General features: G+C 57.1%; 22 protein-coding genes. 8 read left to right on the forward strand and 14 right to left on the reverse strand.

Annotated features, from left to right (window positions below; translation table 11 throughout):
• Positions 1 to 63: 63 nt before the first annotated feature.
• The gene (locus tag CPH17_RS08575) at positions 64 to 921 is read right to left on the reverse strand and encodes an NAD-dependent protein deacetylase (protein ID WP_074397347.1); all 858 of its coding nucleotides are present in this window, start codon (positions 919 to 921) and stop codon (positions 64 to 66) included.
• A gap of 120 nt (positions 922 to 1,041) precedes the next feature.
• On the opposite strand from CPH17_RS08575, the gene CPH17_RS08580 reads away from it, so the two are divergent.
• Entirely contained in the window at positions 1,042 to 2,214 is a 1,173-nt protein-coding gene (locus CPH17_RS08580) for a UbiH/UbiF/VisC/COQ6 family ubiquinone biosynthesis hydroxylase (protein WP_074398548.1), read from the forward strand.
• A 109-nt stretch (positions 2,215 to 2,323) separates the two neighbouring features.
• On the opposite strand, the gene CPH17_RS08585 is transcribed toward CPH17_RS08580, so the two are convergent.
• On the reverse strand, positions 2,324 to 3,229 hold the full coding sequence (locus CPH17_RS08585; RefSeq protein ID WP_074397348.1) for an alpha/beta fold hydrolase: 906 nt from the start codon (positions 3,227 to 3,229) through the stop codon (positions 2,324 to 2,326).
• Positions 3,230 to 3,321: 92 nt separating this feature from the next.
• On the opposite strand from CPH17_RS08585, the gene CPH17_RS08590 reads away from it, so the two are divergent.
• Both CPH17_RS08590 and CPH17_RS08595 read left to right on the forward strand, forming a co-directional pair.
• Positions 3,322 to 3,894 (forward strand): CGNR zinc finger domain-containing protein, encoded by a 573-nt coding sequence (locus CPH17_RS08590; protein ID WP_074397349.1) that lies wholly within the window; start codon positions 3,322 to 3,324, stop codon positions 3,892 to 3,894.
• A 36-nt stretch (positions 3,895 to 3,930) separates the two neighbouring features.
• Complete coding sequence (locus tag CPH17_RS08595; protein WP_074397350.1) at positions 3,931 to 4,353, forward strand: hypothetical protein; 423 nt, start codon at positions 3,931 to 3,933, stop codon at positions 4,351 to 4,353.
• A 464-nt stretch (positions 4,354 to 4,817) separates the two neighbouring features.
• Here CPH17_RS08595 and CPH17_RS08600 read toward each other — a convergent pair whose 3' ends face one another.
• Positions 4,818 to 5,774: a ribonuclease Z gene (locus CPH17_RS08600; RefSeq protein WP_096299055.1), complete on the reverse strand. Its 957-nt coding sequence runs from the start codon at positions 5,772 to 5,774 to the stop codon at positions 4,818 to 4,820.
• Positions 5,775 to 6,007: 233 nt separating this feature from the next.
• On the opposite strand from CPH17_RS08600, the gene CPH17_RS08605 reads away from it, so the two are divergent.
• Together CPH17_RS08605 and CPH17_RS08610 are read left to right on the forward strand one after the other, a co-directional pair.
• Positions 6,008 to 6,253 carry a type II toxin-antitoxin system CcdA family antitoxin gene (locus CPH17_RS08605; protein WP_096299057.1) on the forward strand — a complete coding sequence of 82 codons (246 nt, stop codon included), beginning with the start codon at positions 6,008 to 6,010 and terminating at the stop codon, positions 6,251 to 6,253.
• Positions 6,253 to 6,570 carry a CcdB family protein gene (locus CPH17_RS08610; protein ID WP_096299059.1) on the forward strand — a complete coding sequence of 106 codons (318 nt, stop codon included), beginning with the start codon at positions 6,253 to 6,255 and terminating at the stop codon, positions 6,568 to 6,570. Before CPH17_RS08605 ends, CPH17_RS08610 begins: the two co-directional genes overlap by 1 nt.
• Positions 6,571 to 6,638: 68 nt before the next feature.
• On the opposite strand, the gene CPH17_RS08615 is transcribed toward CPH17_RS08610, so the two are convergent.
• Positions 6,639 to 7,259, reverse strand: a complete 621-nt coding sequence (locus CPH17_RS08615) for a LysE family translocator (protein ID WP_074397358.1) — start codon at positions 7,257 to 7,259, stop codon at positions 6,639 to 6,641.
• 133 nt (positions 7,260 to 7,392) lie between these two features.
• Positions 7,393 to 7,770 carry a hypothetical protein gene (locus CPH17_RS08620; protein ID WP_096299061.1) on the reverse strand — a complete coding sequence of 126 codons (378 nt, stop codon included), beginning with the start codon at positions 7,768 to 7,770 and terminating at the stop codon, positions 7,393 to 7,395.
• Positions 7,771 to 7,935: 165 nt separating this feature from the next.
• On the opposite strand from CPH17_RS08620, the gene CPH17_RS08625 reads away from it, so the two are divergent.
• Positions 7,936 to 8,247 (forward strand): BrnT family toxin, encoded by a 312-nt coding sequence (locus CPH17_RS08625; RefSeq protein ID WP_096299064.1) that lies wholly within the window; start codon positions 7,936 to 7,938, stop codon positions 8,245 to 8,247.
• Positions 8,222 to 8,494 carry a BrnA antitoxin family protein gene (locus CPH17_RS08630; protein WP_096299066.1) on the forward strand — a complete coding sequence of 91 codons (273 nt, stop codon included), beginning with the start codon at positions 8,222 to 8,224 and terminating at the stop codon, positions 8,492 to 8,494. The genes CPH17_RS08625 and CPH17_RS08630 overlap by 26 nt, the downstream gene beginning before the upstream one ends.
• Before the next feature lie 82 nt (positions 8,495 to 8,576).
• On the opposite strand, the gene CPH17_RS08635 is transcribed toward CPH17_RS08630, so the two are convergent.
• The 9 genes from CPH17_RS08635 to CPH17_RS08680 all read right to left on the reverse strand — a co-directional run bounded on the left by CPH17_RS08635 (position 8,577) and on the right by CPH17_RS08680 (position 18,883).
• On the reverse strand, positions 8,577 to 8,858 hold the full coding sequence (locus tag CPH17_RS08635) for a type II toxin-antitoxin system RelE/ParE family toxin (RefSeq protein WP_096299068.1): 282 nt from the start codon (positions 8,856 to 8,858) through the stop codon (positions 8,577 to 8,579).
• Positions 8,855 to 9,127, reverse strand: a complete 273-nt coding sequence (locus CPH17_RS08640; RefSeq protein WP_096299070.1) for a CopG family ribbon-helix-helix protein — start codon at positions 9,125 to 9,127, stop codon at positions 8,855 to 8,857. Before CPH17_RS08640 ends, CPH17_RS08635 begins: the two co-directional genes overlap by 4 nt.
• A 158-nt stretch (positions 9,128 to 9,285) precedes the next feature.
• Positions 9,286 to 10,077, reverse strand: coding sequence for a hypothetical protein (locus CPH17_RS08645; protein WP_096299072.1), 792 nt, complete (start codon positions 10,075 to 10,077; stop codon positions 9,286 to 9,288).
• A gap of 580 nt (positions 10,078 to 10,657) precedes the next feature.
• Entirely contained in the window at positions 10,658 to 11,539 is an 882-nt protein-coding gene (locus tag CPH17_RS08655; protein WP_096299076.1) for a DUF7281 domain-containing protein, read from the reverse strand.
• 2 nt (positions 11,540 to 11,541) lie between these two features.
• The gene (locus CPH17_RS08660) at positions 11,542 to 12,786 is read right to left on the reverse strand and encodes a hypothetical protein (RefSeq protein ID WP_096299078.1); all 1,245 of its coding nucleotides are present in this window, start codon (positions 12,784 to 12,786) and stop codon (positions 11,542 to 11,544) included.
• On the reverse strand, positions 12,783 to 13,424 hold the full coding sequence (locus CPH17_RS08665; protein WP_231896467.1) for a condensin complex protein MksE: 642 nt from the start codon (positions 13,422 to 13,424) through the stop codon (positions 12,783 to 12,785). Before CPH17_RS08665 ends, CPH17_RS08660 begins: the two co-directional genes overlap by 4 nt.
• On the reverse strand, positions 13,421 to 17,104 hold the full coding sequence (locus CPH17_RS08670) for an ATP-binding protein (protein WP_096299080.1): 3,684 nt from the start codon (positions 17,102 to 17,104) through the stop codon (positions 13,421 to 13,423). The genes CPH17_RS08665 and CPH17_RS08670 overlap by 4 nt, the downstream gene beginning before the upstream one ends.
• Positions 17,105 to 17,174: 70 nt before the next feature.
• Complete coding sequence (locus CPH17_RS08675) at positions 17,175 to 18,197, reverse strand: histone deacetylase family protein (RefSeq protein WP_096299082.1); 1,023 nt, start codon at positions 18,195 to 18,197, stop codon at positions 17,175 to 17,177.
• Positions 18,194 to 18,883: a GntR family transcriptional regulator gene (locus CPH17_RS08680; protein WP_096299084.1), complete on the reverse strand. Its 690-nt coding sequence runs from the start codon at positions 18,881 to 18,883 to the stop codon at positions 18,194 to 18,196. Before CPH17_RS08680 ends, CPH17_RS08675 begins: the two co-directional genes overlap by 4 nt.
• Positions 18,884 to 19,096: 213 nt before the next feature.
• On the opposite strand from CPH17_RS08680, the gene CPH17_RS08685 reads away from it, so the two are divergent.
• The gene (locus CPH17_RS08685; protein ID WP_096299086.1) at positions 19,097 to 20,653 is read left to right on the forward strand and encodes an ABC transporter substrate-binding protein; all 1,557 of its coding nucleotides are present in this window, start codon (positions 19,097 to 19,099) and stop codon (positions 20,651 to 20,653) included.
• Positions 20,654 to 20,670 lie beyond the last annotated feature (17 nt).

The raw sequence follows: 20,670 nt of genomic DNA on the forward strand, positions 1-20,670 counted from the left end.
CTTACCGGGGATAATAATCTGCGCGCCCTTGCTGGGCTTGAGGGTGTTGATATAAGAGGCACACTAGCGCTCACGCAGACAGCGTACCGCCTCCTCCAGCACCGGCGTTAACGGCGCACGCCACTGGTGGGTGAGCAGCGCGTCGGCGCGGGTGACGCCTAACGACAGCGACGCCACCGGCAAGCCCATGGCATGGGCCTCGCGGCAAAATCGATAACCCGAATAGACCATCAACGAGGTTCCCACGGCCAGCACCGCCTCGGCGCTTTGCAAGCCTGCCTGAGCGGCGAGCCGTCTTGCTGGGGGAACAACGTCGCCGTAATACACCACGTCCGGCTTGAGGATGCCGTCGCACCGCGGGCAGTCGAATATCTTGAAAGATGAAAAATCGGCTTCCAGGTCGGCGTCACCATCCGGGGCATGGCCCGCATCCAGGGCGGCAAAACGTGGGTTCAGCTGCGCCATTTCGCTGTGCATGGCGTGGCGCATCATGTGATATCCGCAGTCCATACAGCTGACCGTATCGGCCCGGCCGTGCAGGTCGATCACTCGTTTAGACCCCGCCCGCTGATGCAGGCGGTCCACGTTTTGGGTAACCAATAGCTGTACGTAGCCCATGCTCTCAAGCGCCGCTAGCGCCCGATGGGCACCGCTGATCTGCGCCTCGCGCAGCGCCTTAAAGCCCACCAGCGCCCGCGCCCAGTAGCGCTTGCGCACCGCATGAGACGCCATGAAGTCGCCGTGCTGCACAGGGGGCGAGCGTTTCCACTGGCCTTGTGCATCGCGATAGTCGGGGATACCGCTGTCGGTGCTGACGCCCGCGCCGGTGAGTATCCAAAGCTTTGGGTAGCGCGTAATGAAAGCGGCCAGTTCCTCGCCTGCCTGGGCTACGCTATTGGTAATTTCCACTGCCTGCGTCAAATGTTCACCTCTAGGCAATTTCGCTCTCGCTAGACGATACTGTATGACAACGACGGCGCCTACTATGTGCCAGGCATTTTATCCGAGGAGCAACGTATGCAAGAGTCTAATCAAGGGACGATGCAGCATCATCATGATGTGATTATTGTCGGCGGCGGCATGGTCGGGGCCGCGTTGGCGGCCCGCCTGGGCAATGCAGGCAAATCGGTCGGGCTCGTTGAGCAAGGCGATGCACCAGCAAAGCCCGAAGGCGACTACGACCTGCGCATCTCATCGCTCAATGCGCGATCATTGGCGTTTATCAACGCCAGCGGCACGCAACTGCCCGAAGAGCGCAGTTGCCCCTTCCGGCATATCGATGTGGCCAATCAGGATGGCACCGGCCATTCGCTGTTTTCCGCGGCCGACAGTGGCATGGACGACTTCGGTATTTTCGTTGAAAACCGCACGCTGCAGTACGCGCTTTGGCAGCGCTTGGCCGAGCTCCCCGGCGTCACCTGCTATACCCAGTGCGCACCGCTGAGCACCCTGGCCACGGGCAATGCGCGCATGCTTGAGCTGGATAACGGCCAGACGCTAACCGCCGCGCTGATCGTCGGCGCCGACGGCGCAAGCTCCACGTTACGCGAGCTAGCCAGCATTGGCGTGACTCATTACGACTACCATCAGCGGGCGATGATCATTAACGTGGAAACCGAACTGCCCCAGCAGGACGTAAGCTGGCAGGTGTTTACCCCCACCGGCCCGCTGGCCATGCTACCGTTGCCCGGGCAGCGGGCGTCGCTTGTGTGGTACGACAACGACGAGGCCACCAAAGCGCGGGAGCTGCTGGACGATGAGGCGCTCAAAACAGCCATTGAAGACGCCTTCCCCGAACGACTGGGCAAGCTTACCCGCGTCGTGGCACGCGCCAGCTTCCCCATCAAGCGCCAGCACGCCAAACGCTATATCGGTAAACGTCTGGCGCTGATTGGCGACGCCGCCCACGTGGTGCACCCGCTGGCGGGGCAGGGGCTGAACATCGGCCTGCACGACGCCGACACTCTGGCCGAGATTATCATCCAAGGCCGCGACCCCGGCGACTACCTCAACCTGCTGCGCTTTGAGTGCCAGCGCCGCGCAGCTAACCAAGCGATGATCGCCGCCACCGACAGCTTCCACCACCTGTTTACCGGCGCCAAACCGCTACGCCAGTTGGGCGATCTCAGCCTGCATATCGCCGAACGCATTCCGTTCGCCAAACGCATGATGATGCAGCAGGCGAATGGGCTGAACCCGTTTAAACGGCGCTAGATGTGATATGAGCAACGATGTTTCGCTGATGACCAAGCCCAGCGGTTCAGCTTGGCCTCATCACATGAAGTAGCCCAGACTGAAAAAGCGCCTGCCCCGTTGCATGCCTTTATGCTTTCAGGTGGTTATCCAGAAACTCACGAATCACCGGGATAATCACATCGCCATGGGTCTCCAGGGCAAAGTGCCCCGTGTCGTAAAAGCGAATATCCGCCTGAGGAATATCCCGCTTCCAGGCTTCAGCACCCGGCGGCAGAAAGAACGGATCATGCTTGCCCCACACGGCGAGCAACGGAGGCTGATGCGCCCGAAAATAGGCCTGAAATTCGGGATACTTGGCCACGTTGGTGGCGTAGTCCAATAATAAATCGAGCTGAATATCCGCCATCCCAGGCTGAGAGATCTTCGCCCCTTCCAACGTATAGGCATCCGGTGCTACAGCACTTGTGTCGCTTACTCCCTCCACGTACTGCCATTTGATGGACGCCGGCGTCGGAAAGTCGCTAAGCGCATCACGATTCGTCTTTGAAGGGTCGTTCCAATACGTCTGAATAGGCGCCCAGCCTTGCGAAAGCCCCTCCTCATACGTATTGCCGTTTTGCGAAATGATCGCGGTGATTTTTGACGGGTGAGCCAGCGCCAAACGCCAGCCAACAGGTGCACCATAGTCGTGAACGGCAATGGCGTAGCGATCAAGCCCCAATTGCTCAGTAAATTGATCGGTCGTCTTCGTCAGGTTGGCAAAGGTGTAGTCATACTCACCACGCGCCGGTGATTGGGTAAAGCCAAACGCCGGCAAATCCGGTGCCACGACGTGATAGCCATCGGCAAGCGCCTCAATCACATCGCGCCACATATATGACGAGGCAGCAAAGCCGTGCAGCAGCAGCACCGTCGGTGCGTTCGGATCACCCGCTTCACGATAGAAAACGTCCACATCGCCCACTTTCTCGAAACGATAGCGAACCTGCCGCGTGGTTGATCCAGAAGCCAGAGCTGTATTTTCAGATGTCATCGACAATCTCCTTAGTAACCATTAATAAACACTTTTGAAGGTTACGAATAACTGTAGTAACCTGTCAAGTATATTTTTAAAGGTTACCCAACATGTCATCTAAAATTTCGCCTCCGTTTATCGCAAGCAATCTCGCTCTCGATTTCATCAACACACAATTTGGCATGGGGGAAGAACGCCAGGAATGCCTGGATGAAGACAGCAGCGTCGTTGCATGGCTTCAACAGGCGGGAGCACTAACGAACGGTTGTGAAACGCCACCGGCGGGGTTAGCCCAACTGGCTCGGGAATTGCGCGACAACATGCGCGATCTCCTCATCTCGGCCCAACAGGGACGGGCCGCAGACCCCACATTGATGAATCGCGTACTGGAACGGGGTTGCCACTTAGAGAAAATTGAATGGCAGCCAACAGAGGCGGTGTTTCAGAAAAAAATCGAAAAGCGCAACATGGAAAGCGAGAGCCTGTTACAGCCTGTCGCAGCGTCGTTGGTGCAGTTGCTTACCGAGGAAGACCTGCAACTCGTCAAACAGTGTGAAGCCTCGGACTGCGTTCTACTGTTTCACGATCAAACAAAATCTCACCGTCGCCGTTGGTGCAGCATGGCCGCTTGCGGCAACAGGATGAAAGCGGCCGCACACCGTGCCAGGAAAAAAACGGGGTAGTAAGCTTTAGGTGATATCCATTAGGTGACACTCGACATGATCAAAATAGCGTTAGCTCTGAGCACCCTGATACTGATCAGCGGTTGTGCTCACGATAGCAATACCGAAACCTCCGACGTGACCGAGTCAGGCACAGCAACCGAACAAAGCGCGTCCCACCATCAGATGACCGATCAATGGGTCGGCCGATGGACTGGCGTAGAAGGGTTATTCCTGGAAATCAGCAAGGACGAGTCGGCAGGCGCAGGTCATTATCGACTTCACATGCGCTACGGCCTGGATGCTGACCAAATCGGCACCTTCGAAGGGCAAGCAACAGCCGAAGGCATTCGCTTCAACCGTGGGGACGGCCCACAGTTGCTCCGCGCGGGTGACGGCGAAGCCACCGGCATGAAGTGGCTAATGGAAAAGGAAGATTGCCTGATAGTCAGAACAGGTGAAGGCTATTGCCGAGACTGATCTGCCCGATGGTCTTTCAATGAGCGGCGCGATGTAATCAGCTATTCGCCTGCCACTTCAGAAAAGTGGCCCGCTTTATCCAGTGTGAATTCGTTCAAGAGGCGCTGAAGCACGTCGGTTGGGAGTGTTGGCAACGGCAGTCGGTTTATTTAATCGCTCTGTGCGCTAGCCAACAGACCATCCGACGTCAGCCACCTACGCTGACGATAATGAGGTAATGGACCAACCTCAAAAGGAAGCCATATCGTGCGCAACACGGAAGGTAGCGCAACTGCGATTCGGGTTTATGAAAAGGAGTATTAAAAATGAACAACATCGTCTATATCATCGGGGCAATCGTTATTGTCGTAGCGATTCTTTCGTTTCTTGGTTTGCGCTAGCACGTCGCAAACATATAGTTTTTATAAAGATTTACCCAAAGCCTGCGGCTGTTAACCACTCGCAGGCGTTTACGTGCCCTGGCGTTATTCCACTTCAGTGACATCGCCTAACTTGCTTAGGGTGAGTTCGAGAAAATCCCGCGCTAAGTAAAGCGTCCCCGAATAGACGCTTTGGGCCTCCTTTCGGATATCCTCAATGGAAGGCGACGCATGGGGGTTGGGCTGGTAACGGGGGCTGAAGTGCGTCAGCACCAGGTTGGGGAGCGGCACCGATTCGGCAAAAGTTGCGACCTGCTTGGCGTAGCTATGCCCGAAGTCACCCGCCTTTTCGGCCATGGCTTCAGTGTAGGTGGCTTCATGCACCAGCACCTGCGCTCCCGCGCACGCCTCCGTCAACAAGTCGGGCTGGTCATTGTCCCCAGCGATCACCACCTTTCTTGGCTTGTGTTTGAAGATCAGAAAGTCACGGCTTTTTAACCGTTCGCCCGAGAACTCAATATCCACCCCTTGCTTCAACTGCCCCCACAACGGCCCTCTCGGAATACCCTTTTGCGCTAGCTTATCGACGTCCAGGGCAGCGTCCACCTTTCGCTCCGTGAACCCATAGGCATAGGACGGCGCCCGGTGCGAAAGCACGTAGGTGGTAACCGCGATACGCTCAAACTCGACGCTTGGCAGGTCATCGGAGCAGACAAATTCTAAGGCGAAGGGTAACGATAGTTGGGTGGCCTCACAGGTAGCATCCAGCCATGCCTTGATGCCTGCAGGCGCCACAATGGTCAACGGCGCTTCCCGGCCGTTCATCGCCGCACTCGCCAGCAGGCCCGGCAGCCCATAGCAGTGGTCGCCGTGCACGTGGGTAATCAGGATGGCGTTCAATGAATTAAGCGACAGCTTGGTGTGCAGGACCTGATGCTGGGTGCCCTCACCACAATCGATCAGGTACCAGCCCTTCCCCTTGCTCTCTCGCAACGCGACCCCAGAGACGTTTCTGCTTTTGGTGGGCACACCGGCGGAGGTGCCGAGGAAGAGTAAATTCATATTCTGTTCGTGATCTCTTAAGTACACGCTTTGGGAACAAGATGATGCCCTGCCTACTAGCTATATTGGCACCCTAGTAACCACCACGGTAAACACGCTGCTGACCCAAATAATATCGTGCTGTCGGGCTCACACTATGGGATTAACGTCCGAAGCAGCAAGCGCAAGCTTGAGTGCGCACCACCATGCGCATAAACTAAGATCATGCATTAAATAGCCGCTTGGAGGCTCGAATGGCCGAACTCTACAACGCAGCCGCGCCGAAAAAAGCTGCGAACCTCTCAGTCAATAGCGATCTGCTGCGTAAGGCCCGTGAACTGAACGTTAACCTGTCTGCTACCCTGGAGCGAGCCCTGAAAGAAGAGCTCTCCAAACGTGAAGCAGAACAATGGGTTGAACAAAACCGCGCGGCGATAAAAAGCTACAACGAATTTGTCGAGCAGCATGGCTGCTTCGGTGACGAATTCAGGGAGTTTTGATGGCACAGTTCGATGTATACCCCAACCCAAGCAAAACCAGCAAAGCGCACTACCCTTACCTTGTCGATATTCAGAGCAGCCTACTGAGCGAACTGACAACTCGCATCGTCATCCCATTGGGGAAACGCTCCGCATTTGGTGGCAACGCCATGCAAGGGCTCACGCCAGAAATCAGCTTTGCAGAACAGGAACTTTTACTGCTGACCCCGCAAATTTCCTCTGTTTCTGAAAAGCACCTCAAACACCCGGTGGGTTCTTTATCGCATTTCAGAGACCAGATTGTTGGCGCTCTGGACATGGCCATCACTGGCATTTAACGCCCGCAATAACAGCGTTAGGAACGAGCGTCCGGCGACCGCAGAGAACAAATAATTGCTTTGTTAGCTCATTCACGACGCGCTAGCAAAAGCCCAATACCAGCGCTACCCAGCAGGCCCGCGCAAACCCGGTTGAACACACGACGCATCGAAGGTCGAGAGAACCAATGACGCAATACTTGCCCAACAAATGCATACCCGGCTATCGCTATCCATTCAAGCACCAAAAACAGGATACCTAGCACCAGGAACTGAAATCCGACAGAACCGGCAGGGTCGACAAACTGAGGCAGGAAAGCGGTAAAAATCAAAATAGCCTTAGGGTTACCGGCCGCCAGAAGAAACTCTTGCCTCCCCAATTGGAGCAAGCTTCTACCTCCAAGGGCTTCATTTTCATTGTCAGAAGGATCTGCAGTCCACAATTGAAAGGCAATCCAAAGCAGATAAAGGCCTCCGACAACCTTTATGATGAGAAATAACTTTTCAGATGTGTACAGCACGGTGGCAAGCCCCGTCGCCGCAAGCGTAATCATGCCCACGAAGGCAACCAGCCGACCGATACCAGCATAGCAAGCAGTTCTGACGCCGTACCGCTTCGCGTTAGCCATTGACAGCAGATTATTGGGCCCAGGCGCCATGTTCAGAGCAAAGCACGCTGGTATGAATAATAAGATAGTCATTAGCGACACAAATAATTCTCCTTTTTGGACTAACGCTAAGCCCGCCGGTGGCCTTTTAAAAAACGAAGCGGAGTAAGGGGCATCCGCGTGACGTAAATTGTAGGTTAGGATCATCGATTCTGAGCCTTATCAATGAAATCCTCTAGCTTAGAGTGTTTGCACGCTCAACATCCCGTTCGTAAATGAACAGATGATCAAACACGGCCCCACACTGGGGGCCTGCCTTGATCCCTTCATTATTTAGCAATTCTAAAACAGGACGGAGAAACCCGATGTCGTCGAATGGAAGGTCTCCATCCGTTGACACGACACGGAACGGACCGAAGTAACCCCTGACAGTGACTTCGGATTTTAAGCGTTCAAATGCTATTTCCTCGACAATCGCCGACACACCCGCTTGGTCGCGAATCAAACAGCTATAGCGGCCATCACATTCGACAAACACGCTATCAACATCAGAGGCGGATACATCTCCTAGATCTAACATCCAGTACCGTTCAGGCCAGGTTTTCAACTTCATATTCGCCCATACTGCAATCGATCAATAGACATCAAATCCTCCTATTAGACGGCCACCCAATGCCTACAGCATGCGCGCCCATGGAATGGAGCCGAGGGGGAAATGTAAAGGGGTCTCCGTGCCTGCATATGTTGACGATTTTGTATATGCTGATAATATACTTTTATGATCAACTGGGCACACGTTACGGGCTTTGACTGGGACGAAGGCAACTCTCGCAAGAATGCGGAGAAACATGGCGTAAACCAGCCCGAAGCGGAAGAAATTTTCTTTAATGAGCCGCTTCTGGTGTTGGAGGATTCCAAGCACAGCCAGACTGAGGCCCGTTTTCATGCGCTAGGTGAAACAGATGACGAGAGATTGCTCCATATCACGTTCACACTGAGGCATAACGGTACGCTGATTCGGGTGATTTCCGCTCGCGACATGCACCGAAAAGAGAGGGCTGTTTATGAGCAAACTAAAAAAAATGCCTGAGTTCAAGACTGAAGCAGAAGAGCGGGAATTCTGGGAAACCCACGATTCCACCGACTACCTGGACTGGCGTCAGGCCAAGCCGGCTTCGTTCCCGAAACTGAAACCCTCAACCAAGACGATCTCCCTCCGGTTGCCGGAAACCCTGCTTGACCGGATCAAAATCGAAGCTAACAAGCGAGATATGCCCTATCAATCGCTGATCAAGGCTTGGCTTGCGGATGATGTAAACGAGAGCCGTCGCACCTGAGGTGGTAATGCAGAGCGCACCGTTGGCCTTGACGCCACGAAGCGTAGACAAGGGCGTAAAAGTGCCGCGTTGGGTTAAATTGCTATCGCTCACCCTCGAGGCCATGCCAAACCCGGAGGATAATGATGGCACTGGCATAAATTGAATATCGAACGACGTATTTTCCGAAAACCATATCTCGAACAGAGTCAGGCACCGGTGCCATTTCAACTGGCGTGCCCATGTTGGGGAAGTCTGGAAGTAATTCGATTTTGCCAACCAGTTCTGAAGAAATACTGGCTGCCGCCGTCGGGTTGTGCGCCGCAATGAACTCCCTGAGACGTATCAAATCATCAATGGCTGCGTCCGTGTAAACCAGTTTCACTTACCTGATCCCGGCGCATCCTGCTCGTTTTCGGTTCCCCAGCTCTTAAGCCAGCTGTGAACCTCGCTAGCATCAACAACCTTGCCCTGGGCGGCAGACTCCATTGCCTCCAATGTTTGCTTCCACCGCTCTTGCTCGAGCTGCTGCTTTTCTATGTATTCCGCAAGCGCCTGGTTAATCACCCAGCCTTTGCTCCTGTGCAGCCTGCTGGCGATGGATTCCAGATGTTGCTCAACGTCTGCTTGAAGGCGAACTGTGGTGACACTCATGACGTTACCCTCGAATTTAACAACTACAATGTATTACAGCATAGTCGACGAAGGTGCGGCAAAAAATTTAACGCCTGAACTCAGGTGCGTTTGAGGCGACGCGTGCTTTTGCGACAGCAAAAATGCATCGCAGGTCAAACGTCACCTGCAGCGATTTGTTAGGCCGCAACTGCACTGACATCCTTGTTTATCCAATGCCACTCTATGGGTGCCCTTTGCACGTCCCTTTCCTGCTCCGTAAGGCACATATTCCTCAGCAATTTTGGCATATTGCTGCAATTAGCCTGAAGCAAAACGATATCTTCATCTTCCAACTGGAACGTTAGAGTCGGCAAGTCAGAGACTGCTTTATTTCTGTTCTGCAAGGTCACAGCCACCTCGTAGCGTCCCTTCTTCCAGATCATTTGGGACTGCAGAAATGCCTGCATATCTTGAGCGTATGAGGATGCATAAAACTTGGCCGAATCGTATTGATCTGCATTAACTAAGCGGCGGTGCTCACGGTTAAAAGCGTACTCAAATTTCTTGAGGCCCTGCGTGTGGTGTTCCAAGCGATTACGAAACAAAATATCTTTAAAATCGGTTGGCAGGATTTTGATGGCTATCGCTTCCGACTCTTGATGAATGGGCTGGCTTTGGACTCCCGGCACAATCATTTGGCCCTTTACCTCTGTAATCTCATGCCAACGAAATAGATGTGTATCTCCTGATTCGTGGCGAAGGCAAAATTCAACCTTATGAATCAAAATATTCTCATGCTCGGCAGTCAAAGCGGCCTTGATGTTAAAAATGGGGCCTAGCTCTGTGTAACCGACTTCACAAGTTCTCGCCGGAGTCATTGTTAGCTTCGGCTTACGAAAAACTTTTATGGCTAAGGTGACGAGATGCGGCAACCATGCAGCTGCACCTACCAAGCTGACTGCTAACGTCCACGACTGTACGGTGGTCATCAAAATTCTCCTTGCTGCCTAACGTTGCGCTCTGCCGCTTGTGGGCAGCAGCGCCTTGTTATGCGTGACGCTACTGACCATTTTCAATTGCCCGCTTGATGATGGGGGCAACCGTTTCAGGAGTAATGCCACGCTCTTTGCAGTAATTGGTTTGCAGCCAAACAGAGAGTTTCCTTTGCCCTTTGCTGGAATTACAGCCACGACAGCATAGACAGATGTTTTCTCTTGTGTTTATTGAGGCATTATTAATGATGTGCTCCCAACTCGCAGATGCTTTCGCCGACTCTTTAGGAGATAAGAATTCATTTCCACAATAGACGCAGGCTTTGTCTCGCTCCCTTACCTCCCGCTCCAAATCTGGAGGGATGCCCCAACTATTCGCCATAAGCTTCTTCAGCCCTATTACGCATAACAGTGATTTTACACACCGCTACAAAACCTCAATGAACGCGACGGCGCATTGATTGAGGTTTTGCAGACACCTCATTTGACTCTACCCCATTGATTCTTCTGATAGCAAAGCCAATTTCGGCAGCATAGCCAGAATTCGCGTGACAGCGAGTTTTGCCGGTTTCAATCATCACGCCAGCGCTACGTGCTCGAGTTGCCCACCCAACCACTGCTGCCTTAGCCCGCGCTGCTGGTCGAGTAGCAGCGTTAGATAGGGCCGCAGCGGATGTTCAGCGGGTAATTGGTCGCGGTGGTGCTCCAGTCGGCGGCGGTGGTCGAGTTGTTTTGCGGGGTCGTGGAAGGGGGTGGCCTGCTCGGTGAGCCATGGTAGCGGCGGAAGTAGAAGGTGCGAAGCACCGCTGGAAAGCGCGATGCTGAGGCCTTTTATATCAAAGTCACCGGCGTAGATATGCGGCCGCTTGGTTTGGCGCCATGCTGCGGAAAGCTGTGCAAAGCCGCCGCCGTAGTGGCTGTCGCCGCGGTAGACGACAAGTGGGTTTGCGTAGTCGCTCAGCACGGGCTGTTGCGGTGAAAAGTCGTAAAAGCTGTCCAGATTTTCGACCTGGATGAGTACGTCGCACTGCTCAAGGTTTATGTCTCGCCAGTCGACGTCGTGCATCGAGCGGGGCTGGGCCGAGAGCCAGGCGGGTGTGCTGGCGGGCGTGTTCACCAGCACCCGCTGGGCGCGCGGGCCTTCGCGGTTGGTTTTATCTTCATTGACGCCCTGCTCCGCTTGCGCCGTGCTGGTCAAGCCGCTTTGCCATTGCTCAATGGTGGCCAATCGTTGGCTTTCAAGCGCTTCGTTTACCTGCTGGATAAGGGCGCGGTCAAAACGCAGCGATTGGTGGCTTAGCCGAGGGCCAAGCTCAATTTCATGCGCACCGCACCAGCGGATGAAGGTTGCGACCCACTGCTGGCTGCGCTTCTTGTCGACCCGAGTCTGCTTGCGCAGTTGGCGTTCTATTTCGCTCAGTTTTTTGTAAGCCTGGGCAGTCAGGGTCTGGTCATCCATCGTTACACCGCCAGGCCTAACGAAACGTCGCGAATCAGCTTCACATCGTTGTAGGCGCTCGCCCGCTCTTCCTGCTGATGAAGATGAAACGCGCGCTGCTCGCTATGCGGCAGGCCCTGGTGCTCAGCGATGACCTGAAACAGCCAGATTTCCGGGGGCCACTGCAACTCGCTTTGGTTCAGGTAGTCCAGGGCGCTGATGGAGTCTTGCTCGGCGCGGTCCACCACGTTGAGGTAGAAGGTTTCGACGTCATCCTTGAGGGCCTGCTGGCGGGCGGCGATGAGCATGTCTTCGACGTGCTCTGCCGGGCGTGCCGCGGTGACCGACTGGGCGGCACGTAGCGGCGTGGGCACATTTTCCAGCAGCGCGCTGAGGGTGGGCATGTCCTGGGCGCGGTCCAGCGCCACAGCCCCGGCGGCGGTGAGGGAGGCGGCGTGGTTGAACAGCGCGGGCACCTCGCTGCGGCGGGCGTAGTTGCCGGGGGTGAAGCCTGGGTGTTCGCGCAGGAAGGCGGCCATGCCTGAAACCAGGCGGCTGCGTGCCTGCATGCGGCGAAAACGCGCCATCAACTCGATCAGGCGGTGCTGCACCTCACGCAGGCTGGTGTAGTGCTGGCTGAGTTGCTGTTGCAGCTGACTGATCAACACCTTGCGCAGCGTACCGTCGCTGCCCACCAGTTCGATCAACTCGTCAAAGTCGATCAGCGCCAGCCCGTCGAGCAGGCGGACCACCTGCTTTTGCGCGCGGTCGTTTTCGCGCACCTTGTCGTTGAGCTGGCTGACAAAGCCGAAATCGCTGTTGAGCCGCTGCCACAGGCTGTCGATAGCGTCGGCAAAGCGGCCGTTCATGTCATCCACCGCCTGGCGCAGGCGCAACAGTTGCTGCTCCTGCTGCCAGTAGTCGCCGCGGCTGCTGGAATCGCGATAGCTCTGGATCAGGCTGCGGATCAGCTCCAGCGCCTCAGCCACATCGGCGTTGACGTGGCGCCGGGCTTCATCGGACACCATTTCGGCGATCAGTTCGCGGACCTTGGGGGTCAGCTTGAGACCGCCCTGCTCGTCGGGCCGCCAGACAATACGCGCGCTTAAAAGCTTGCGCAGCGCGGTGTGGCTCAGCCCTTCCAGGGGCACTTGATCGTTGGCGTAGCCCTGCATCAACGCCTCGGCGTGGCGGCCCAGCAGGGCCAGGCGCTCCACCCCGGTGGTGATCAGGCGACTTTCCAGCCCTGGCGTTTCCGCGTCGTTCACAGCAGCGCCTCCTGAGTATCCTCGCCCTCGTCGTCCACCGGCAGGTGCTCTTCGTCGCGAATAAAGCGCACCAGTTCGAGCAGGTAGTCGACCTTGCCGGTGACCAGAAACACCTGACGGTCGGCGTGGGGTTGCAGCAGGTAGCCGTGCTCTCTTAACCGCTTGAACACCTGCTTGACCTGGGCGTCCAGCTGGTCGCTTTGGGAGCCGAAGAAGCTGTCGGTGGCCAGGCGCTCAATGCGTTCCCGCAGGCTGGGGTTGTCTTCGCTTTTGGCCTGCAGCTCGCCGGGTTTGAGCACATCACCGGGGGACAGCACGCTGTCGCGGCCCAGGGCTTCCTGCACCAGCTGTAGCCATTCCAGCAGCGGCAGCAGACTGTTGACGGTGTCGCCCAGTTGGCGGGCGAGCTGGTCCCGCGCGCTGTCATCCAGCTGACGCCAGGCGAGAAAATACACGCCTTCCTCCTGGCTGCTGGCCACGCGGCGGTTGAGCGGGCGCAGGTAGCTGTCGATGGCCTCGCGCGTGGCGTCATCCTGCAGGCGCTTGAAGGCGCTTTCGTCGCTCACCGCGCAGATAAACTCGCCCGCCAGCAGCCGTTCCAGCAGCGGGCCATGGGGTAGAAGACTCATATCGCTCATACCGGCACCTCCTCATGGCGGGCTTTGAGCCGCTCGGCCAGGCGGCTTTGGCGGGGCTCGATGCGTTTTAGCCGTCGTTTGGCGGGGTCGTCGGCGTCGCGGTCGATCAGGTAGCGGTTGTGGAACAGCAGCAGCACGTCGGATTCCGGGTTGGGGAAGGCGCCGACAATATGAATCTGGTTGCTGTCGCAGGCGTCAAACAGCTTTTCGACGTTGTGGTAGGCCAGCGTGCCGATCTCATCAATGGGCCAGTGAATGGCGATTGCCGCCCGGCCGCGCAGCAGGCGGGTAAAGGCGAGCAGGAACTTGCACAGAATCAGATACGCCATGCCGTGGCTGGACGATTCGAGCAGTTGGCGGTCGTTCTTGATGATCAGGTCGGTGCCGCCTTCGTTGAGGTGCAGCTCCAGGCGCAGCAGGCTTTCAAAGCTGTATTGCTGGTCGCTGCGCAGCAAATCGACCACGTCCGCCAGGGCGTTCAAGTAGTCGTCGCTGGGCAGGGTCTGCTCGGAGTCGCGCCAGGCCTTGTAGCGCTGGGCAAACAGCTTGAGCGGCTCCCAGAAACCGAGTTCGTCAATGGTCGACTGGATGCGCACCTCGGCCTTGCTGATGCCATCCAGGCGCAGGTCGTCGGCCACTTCATCGGAGAGGCGCTTGCTCTGGGCGCTGATGCGGCGATTGAGGTCGCGAAACACGGTGAAGAACTTGTCCAGATCGTCGCTGAGATTGCGCCCCTGCTGAATCAGCTGTTGCTGCTGGTCTTCCAGCAGTTTGACCATGCCGCCGAGCAGCGGCAGCAGCGCCCGCGGGTCGTCGGGGTCGGCCAGTCGGGCGCGCTCGCTTTCCAGGGCGTCGACAAAGCTGGTGCTTGCACCCTTGATCAGTTGGCTCTCCGCTTCCTGGCAGCCCTTGCGCAGCGTGTCGCGTTCTTGGGCTCGGCGCGAGAGTGCCTGACGGGTGCGCGCCAGCCGTTCGGCAACATCGCCGGGAGCGTGCTGCTGGGGCGTGGCGTCCGAAGTCAGGGTGAGTTCATCAAGCTGCTTGAGCAGCGGCTTGAGGTCGTTGAGCACCTCGTGGCTTTCGCGGCGCTTGGTTTCAAACGCGGCAACGTGCTGCTGGTGGGCGGCCTTGGTGGCTTTGAAGGCCTGCTGGTGTTCCTCGCGCTTACGCTGGGCGGCGTCTATCTCACGGCTTAAACGCCCTTCCTGCTCGACCAGCTCCGGCTTGCGCTGCCCCCAGCTCACCCGCATAAAGCGCTTGTAGGCGTCCAGCTCGTCCTGACGGGCGGCGGTGTGGCGGATGTGTTCGTCCAATTGCTGCAGCCGGGCGCGGGTATCCCGCAGTTTTTCCGGGTCGACGCCCTGGGCTTTCAATTCCTGGTCGAACGCCTCTTCCAGCTCTTCGCACTGGCGCTTGTGCTCGGCCTTCTGCTCGGTGAGCTGGGTTTTGTACTGCTGAATCTGCCGGTCGATGGACTCCAGTTGGCTTTGCGCATCGGCTTTTAGCTCCAGCAGTTCGGCCTGATGGGCGGCGTTGAGCTTGTCCAGCGCGGTCTGGCGTTCGTCGCGCAGGGCTTGCTGCTGCGCTTCCTGTTCCGCCAGGGCGGCTTCGTGATCGGCCTTGCGCTGGCGTTGCGCCTCAGCATGACGGGCCTGGCATTGGCGGCGGGCCTCCTGGGCGTATTCGACTTCTTCATCGGCACGCTTCACCGCCAGTTGGGCCTGGCTTAGCGCTTCATCGGCGGCGTGGACGCGCTCGTTATGCCGCTTGAGCTGCTTTTCGCAGTTGGCAAGCTCGGCCTCGGCGCGCACCACGGCGTCGTCCGCCGCTTCAATGGCGGCCAGCAGACTGGCTTCATCCTGGGCGTAGTCCGGCGGCTCAATCAGGTGGGTATCCAGCACCAGGCCGTAAAGGTCGTCGCTGGGCTGCTCCGTCAAGGTCGGCGACAGGTCACGGCGTTCCAGCAACTCAGGGGCAATCACTTTACCCAGCCGCTGTTCCCATTCGGGCAGATGATAGCGCAGGAAATGCCGCAGCGAGCCTTGGGCGGGGTCGCGCTGGCGGTGCAGCGCCTGGCTGGTTTGCTGGGCGCGGGTAAGCGTGCGGCGTGCATCCGCGTGGGCCTGTTCGGCGCTGTCGCGTTCGCGCTTCAGGCTATCCAGCTCGCGGCGCTGACTTTCCCGCTGGCTGCTGGCGGCGTTGTGGTCGCTTTGCGCCTGGTCGATCCGCGCCTGAACCAGGGAGGCTTCTTCGCTTTCCTCCGCCGTGGGGCCGCTGTGGCTTAGCGCGGCTTTCAGCGCTGCCAGCCGTTCAACCCCCTGGTTGAGGCGTTCCTGAAAGTCGGCTTCTGTCTCTTCGCGCTGGGTCTGGTAGCGGGCGTCCAGATGGCGCTGAGCCTCCCAGTGGGCTTCCTGATGCGCGGCCTTTTCTTCGTTGAGGGCATCGACCAGCCCCTGAATCTCTTCGCTTTGGCGGGCCAGCGCTTCGCCCAGCTCGCGCAGCCGCTCTTCCTTGCGGGCCTGGCTTGCCTGCACGGCCTCTTGCAGGGCGGTCAGGTGGCTTTTCAGTTGCTCGAACTGCTCGCGTTTTTGGGGCAGCGCGTTGAGGTCGCGCTCAAGGGCGGGCATGTCCGCCGCATCGAAAGCTTCATACTGCGCCTGCAGGTCACTCAGATCGCGCTGGGTTTGTTTGAGACCGCTTTCCAGCTCGCTGAGCTGCTCATTCAGCTCATCTCGGGCCGCCTCGTAGGCGTTTTTCTCGGCGTCGAATGCCTCTTGCCGCGTGCCCATCTCGGCTTCGGCATCGGCCAGGGTGCGTTCGATGTGGTGGCGGTCGGCTTCCAGTTGCGGTTTCAGCTGCCACAGTGAGGCCTCCACATCCGCCAACTCGCGGTCAACGTCATGCAGCTTGGCAAGCGAGCGCTGCAGAGGCTCCAGGCGCATGGACTGGCGCATCTGGTCAATCCACTCCCGCGCCTTGGCGCTGCGGATGCGGGTCACCGGCAGCTCGACGCCATCCTCTTCAAAGATCGCCGCCAGCATGGTCTTGAGGGTATCCATCTTGCCCTCTTTGGCGTGCACCGCAGAGACCAGCTTTTCGATGTGGCGAATGCGATGCTCAGGCTTGACCAGGCTGAACTGCGCGGCCATCTGGCGCAGCTTGAGGGCGTCCTTGCGATTGCCGTGGGGCATGATGCCCGGCGTGGGGGTAAAGTCGTTCTGGATCACCGCGCGGTATTCGGAAGTCGCGGTAAGCTTGGACGAGACGTTGATGTTCTCCCGGCGCAGGCCGTTGGCCCACTGGGCGTACTCCAGCGCCACAGCGCCGTCTTCCCCCTCCACCAGATAATCTTCTGGCCGGTAAGGCGCGGCGACGAAGCGATACTCCACCCCGCCTTCCGATTTGCGGGTCAGCACTACCTGGCAGATATTGCCCGCTTCGCGGCGGTATTCGTAGACCAGATAACTGTTGCGGTGAGGCAGGTAAAACGCATCAAACTTCATACGCGTCTTGGGGACGACTTTATTGGGTAACTCGCCGTAAAACACCGGCACCAGGCGCTGAAGCGTGGTTTTACCGGAAGCGTTGGTGCCGCAAATATTAGTGTGACCATCCACACTCAGTTCGACCACCCCTTCCAGGTGGCCGTGAATCATCACGATGCGTAGCAGGTGGGCCATGCCGTGTCCTTGATCGTCAAACACTCAAAGACGCTATCTTGCCAGACACCCTAACGGCTTGTCTTATTGATTACGCCTTGGCGAGCAGCCCTTCAAAGAAACTCACCGCGTTGGCTTCCAGCCCTTCCAGGTAGTAACCACCTTCCTGAACCACCAATGTGGGTAGCTTCAGGCCCGCCACTTTGCGGCCAAGCTCAGCAAACCCTGGCGTGGAAACGGCGACCTTCGCCTGGGGGTCGCGCTCATAAATATCAAAACCCAGCGCCAGCACAATCGCATCCGGCTCATACAGACGAATGGCCTGGCAAGCTTGTTCGAGACGGTCAAAAAACACCGCTTCCTTGGATCCGTGGGGCATCGGCAGGTTGAGGTTATAACCCAAACCCGCGCCCTGCCCGCGCTCGTCTTCGAAGCCCGTCACCGCGGGATAGAAGTTGGTGGTGTCGCCGTGGATCGAGATATACATGACATCGTCGCGCGGGTAGAAGATTTCCTGAATACCCTGCCCGTGGTGCATGTCCGGGTCCAGCACGACGACACGGGGATAGCGCGAAGTAAGGTGCTGTGCCGCAATGGCCGCATTATTGAGGAAACAAAAGCCACCGGCGGAATCGATGCCCGCATGGTGGCCCGGCGGGCGCGATAACGCATAGGCAAATCGCTCACCGGAGAGCAACGCATCGGCACCGGCGACCGCACTTTGCGCGGCCCAATAAGCCGCTTGCCAGGTATGCTTGCCCACCGGCGCGCTGCCGTCTGCCAGGTAGCGCGCGGCTTCCGCCAATATGCCGCGCAGGGCATTGGGCGAACGCACGAAGATGTTGGAGATCACCTCTTCACCCCAATCTTCGCCAAGGGCATGCCAACGCTGATGAGCATTTTGCAGAAAACGCAGATAGGCCAGCGAATGCACCGCCCTCAGCGGCGCCACCCCATAGTCGGCAGGCGTTTTAACATCGAAGCCAAGCTTCTGGGCAGCGGCCAGCAGGTGGGTGGTGCGCTCAGGCACTTCCTGGGGCGTTCGCATCTTCCCCCGGGAGAAATAGACTTGCGGCCGGTGAAGCGACTGGTCATCGTGGAAGTACGTTTTCATGCATTATCCCCCGTTTCACCGACTCCCTTCACCACGAAATCGCGGGCAACGCCGATGTGGTAATCAATCGCCTCACGGCAAGCTTCAGGATGGCCACTGTCCAATGCCTCTAATAGTTTAAAGTGGCTGGTGGCGATGGTGTCTGGGGACTCATGGGTCTTGGTAATCAAGGTAATACATAAGCGCAGTTCATGGCTCAGGTCGTCAAACGCACGCAGCAGCCGCTCATTGCCTGCGTGATGCAGCATTAAGCGGTGAAACTGTAAATCCTCTTCGATTCGACGGGTGCCATCGTGTCCTTCCGCTGCCTCACAGAGCAGCTCTACCTGCTGTTCCAGCGCGTGTTTGGCCTCAGGCGTATAGCGCTCTGCTAAACGCTGAATTGCATGACGCTCAAGGCACAGCCGCAGATCAAACACATCTTCGAGTTCAACGGTATTCAACGCCCTTACGAAGAAGCCCCGGCGAGGTTTTGAGATCAACAAACCGCGGCTTTCCAGCAGGCGAGCGGCCTCGCGAACCGGCGCTCGGCTGACGCCCAATTCACGAGAGAGCTGCACTTCAGATAGCCGTTCACCGGGTAAAAAGTGTTGCTGGATAATCGCTTGGGTCAGGTAATCGGCAACTTGCTCGACAAGATTTTGCTGCTGGATAAAAGCCCTGGGAGCCATTGCTGATGGGGTCATATCAATTACTCATAGGGTGTGACGCGTTCTCTCCAGTATGACGAAAAAACTCACCTTGTCGACGGACGATTGCCGACTGTCGACAGTTTTTCAAAGCGCTGCTATGTTCAATAAGACCCCTAAACAAACATAACAACTGGGCTGTAAACCACACGCCTTGCTCGCCTAACGACTGCGCAACCCCTGCGTGCTAATAACTGAGGAGCAGGAAACATGAAGACACCTTTGGCTTTGGCAATCTCCGCTGCAGCACTCGCTTTTACCTCAACTACCCTGGCCGATGACCCAAAACACGGTGGCACCGTCGATACGATTATTCAGCCAGAGCCATCGGGCTTGGTGCTGGGCATGACCCAAAATGCGCCTACTCGAACGGTATCCGGCAATATCTACGAAGGGCTTTTACGCTACACCACTGACCTCAAGCCCGAACCTCAACTGGCAGAATCCTGGGAAGTCAGTGACGATGGCCGCACCTACACTTTTCATTTACGCGATGACGTTACCTGGCACGACGGTGAAGACTTTACCGCCGAGGACGTGGTGTTTTCCGCTGATGTCTTCCACCGCGAGCTGAACCCCAGCGCGCGGGCGGTGTTAAAGCATGTAGAAAACATTGAAGCTACCGATGACCATACCGTTGTCTTCACCTTAAGTGACCCTTTCGGCCCGTTTTTACTCTCTTTCGAGGCAGGCACTTTCACCATGGTGCCTGAGCACCTCTATGCGGATACCGAGTTTCGCGACAACGAACATAATGACCACCCCATTGGCACCGGCCCGTTTAAGTTTTCCAACTGGGAGCGCGGTACGGTCATTGAGCTGGTTAAAAACGAGGAATACTACGAAGAGGACCTGCCCTACCTGGATGGTGTGAACTGGCACGTTATTCCTGATGGTGCCTCCCGCGCTGTGGCCTTCGAAAACGAAACGGTCGATGTGCTGCCCAGCGGCACAGTGGAAAACTTCGACATACCACGTCTTTCCGAGATGGATAATGTCTGCATGACCGAAGAGGGCCACGAATATTTTAGCCCGTTCGCCATGCTGTGGATGAATAACCGCGAGGGCCCCACCGCCGATAAGCGCTTCCGCCAGGCGGTGATGTACGCCATGGACAGAGAGTTTGCTCGGGATGTGCTGTGGAACGGCTTAGGTAACGTACCGCTTTCTGCCTTTGGCTCAAATGCGCATTTCCAGAACGATGAACTGGAACCCTACGACCACGACCCGGAACGTGCCCGCGAACTGCTCGACGAGATGGGTTACGACGACGAAGAAATCACTATCTTACCGCTGCCCTACGGTGAAACCTGGACCCGCTGGGCGGAAGCCGTGCAGCAAAACCTTCGCGAAGTGGGCATTAACGTAAAAACGGAATCCACCGATGTGGGCGGTTGGAACCAACGCCTGGGCGACTGGGATTACGATTTAGCCTTTACCTACCTCTTCCAGTACGGCGACCCGGCGCTGGGCATCTCGCGCACCTACCTTTCCGATAACATTGAAAAAGGTTCGCCCTGGAATAACGTCGAAGGCTACGAGAATGAACGCGTAGATGAGCTTTTCAACGAGGCCGCCACAGCCTTTCCTGACGAAGAGCGCGAAAAACTATACCGCGAGGTACAGGAAATCCTACATGAAGACGTGCCTGTTGGCTGGCTGATGGAGCTCGGCTTTCCCACGCTTTACCGCTGCGATGTGAAAAACCTGGTGACGTCGGGCGTTGGTGTTAACGACGGCTTTAAAGATGCCTGGCTAGACCGCTAAGCCTAAGCCACGCTCAG

The organism is Halomonas sp. hl-4, assembly GCF_900215475.1.
GTDB lineage: Bacteria > Pseudomonadota > Gammaproteobacteria > Pseudomonadales > Halomonadaceae > Vreelandella.

Bases quoted from the DNA above. Each gene is read 5' to 3' on its own strand.
- CPH17_RS08655 (WP_096299076.1), bottom strand. From the start codon at position 11,539: ATGGATGACCAGACCCTGACTGCCCAGGCTTACAAAAAACTGAGCGAA.
- CPH17_RS08680 (WP_096299084.1), bottom strand. From the start codon at position 18,883: ATGACCCCATCAGCAATGGCTCCCAGGGCTTTTATCCAGCAGCAAAAT.
- CPH17_RS08580 (WP_074398548.1), top strand. From the start codon at position 1,042: ATGCAGCATCATCATGATGTGATTATTGTCGGCGGCGGCATGGTCGGG.
- CPH17_RS08630 (WP_096299066.1), top strand. From the start codon at position 8,222: ATGAGCAAACTAAAAAAAATGCCTGAGTTCAAGACTGAAGCAGAAGAG.
- CPH17_RS08645 (WP_096299072.1), bottom strand. From the start codon at position 10,077: ATGACCACCGTACAGTCGTGGACGTTAGCAGTCAGCTTGGTAGGTGCA.
- CPH17_RS08595 (WP_074397350.1), top strand. From the start codon at position 3,931: ATGATCAAAATAGCGTTAGCTCTGAGCACCCTGATACTGATCAGCGGT.
- CPH17_RS08585 (WP_074397348.1), bottom strand. From the start codon at position 3,229: ATGACATCTGAAAATACAGCTCTGGCTTCTGGATCAACCACGCGGCAG.
- CPH17_RS08625 (WP_096299064.1), top strand. From the start codon at position 7,936: ATGATCAACTGGGCACACGTTACGGGCTTTGACTGGGACGAAGGCAAC.
- CPH17_RS08620 (WP_096299061.1), bottom strand. From the start codon at position 7,770: ATGAAGTTGAAAACCTGGCCTGAACGGTACTGGATGTTAGATCTAGGA.
- CPH17_RS08685 (WP_096299086.1), top strand. From the start codon at position 19,097: ATGAAGACACCTTTGGCTTTGGCAATCTCCGCTGCAGCACTCGCTTTT.
- CPH17_RS08675 (WP_096299082.1), bottom strand. From the start codon at position 18,197: ATGAAAACGTACTTCCACGATGACCAGTCGCTTCACCGGCCGCAAGTC.
- CPH17_RS08640 (WP_096299070.1), bottom strand. From the start codon at position 9,127: ATGAGTGTCACCACAGTTCGCCTTCAAGCAGACGTTGAGCAACATCTG.
- CPH17_RS08670 (WP_096299080.1), bottom strand. From the start codon at position 17,104: ATGGCCCACCTGCTACGCATCGTGATGATTCACGGCCACCTGGAAGGG.
- CPH17_RS08590 (WP_074397349.1), top strand. From the start codon at position 3,322: ATGTCATCTAAAATTTCGCCTCCGTTTATCGCAAGCAATCTCGCTCTC.
- CPH17_RS08665 (WP_231896467.1), bottom strand. From the start codon at position 13,424: ATGAGCGATATGAGTCTTCTACCCCATGGCCCGCTGCTGGAACGGCTG.
- CPH17_RS08610 (WP_096299059.1), top strand. From the start codon at position 6,253: ATGGCACAGTTCGATGTATACCCCAACCCAAGCAAAACCAGCAAAGCG.
- CPH17_RS08600 (WP_096299055.1), bottom strand. From the start codon at position 5,774: ATGAATTTACTCTTCCTCGGCACCTCCGCCGGTGTGCCCACCAAAAGC.
- CPH17_RS08605 (WP_096299057.1), top strand. From the start codon at position 6,008: ATGGCCGAACTCTACAACGCAGCCGCGCCGAAAAAAGCTGCGAACCTC.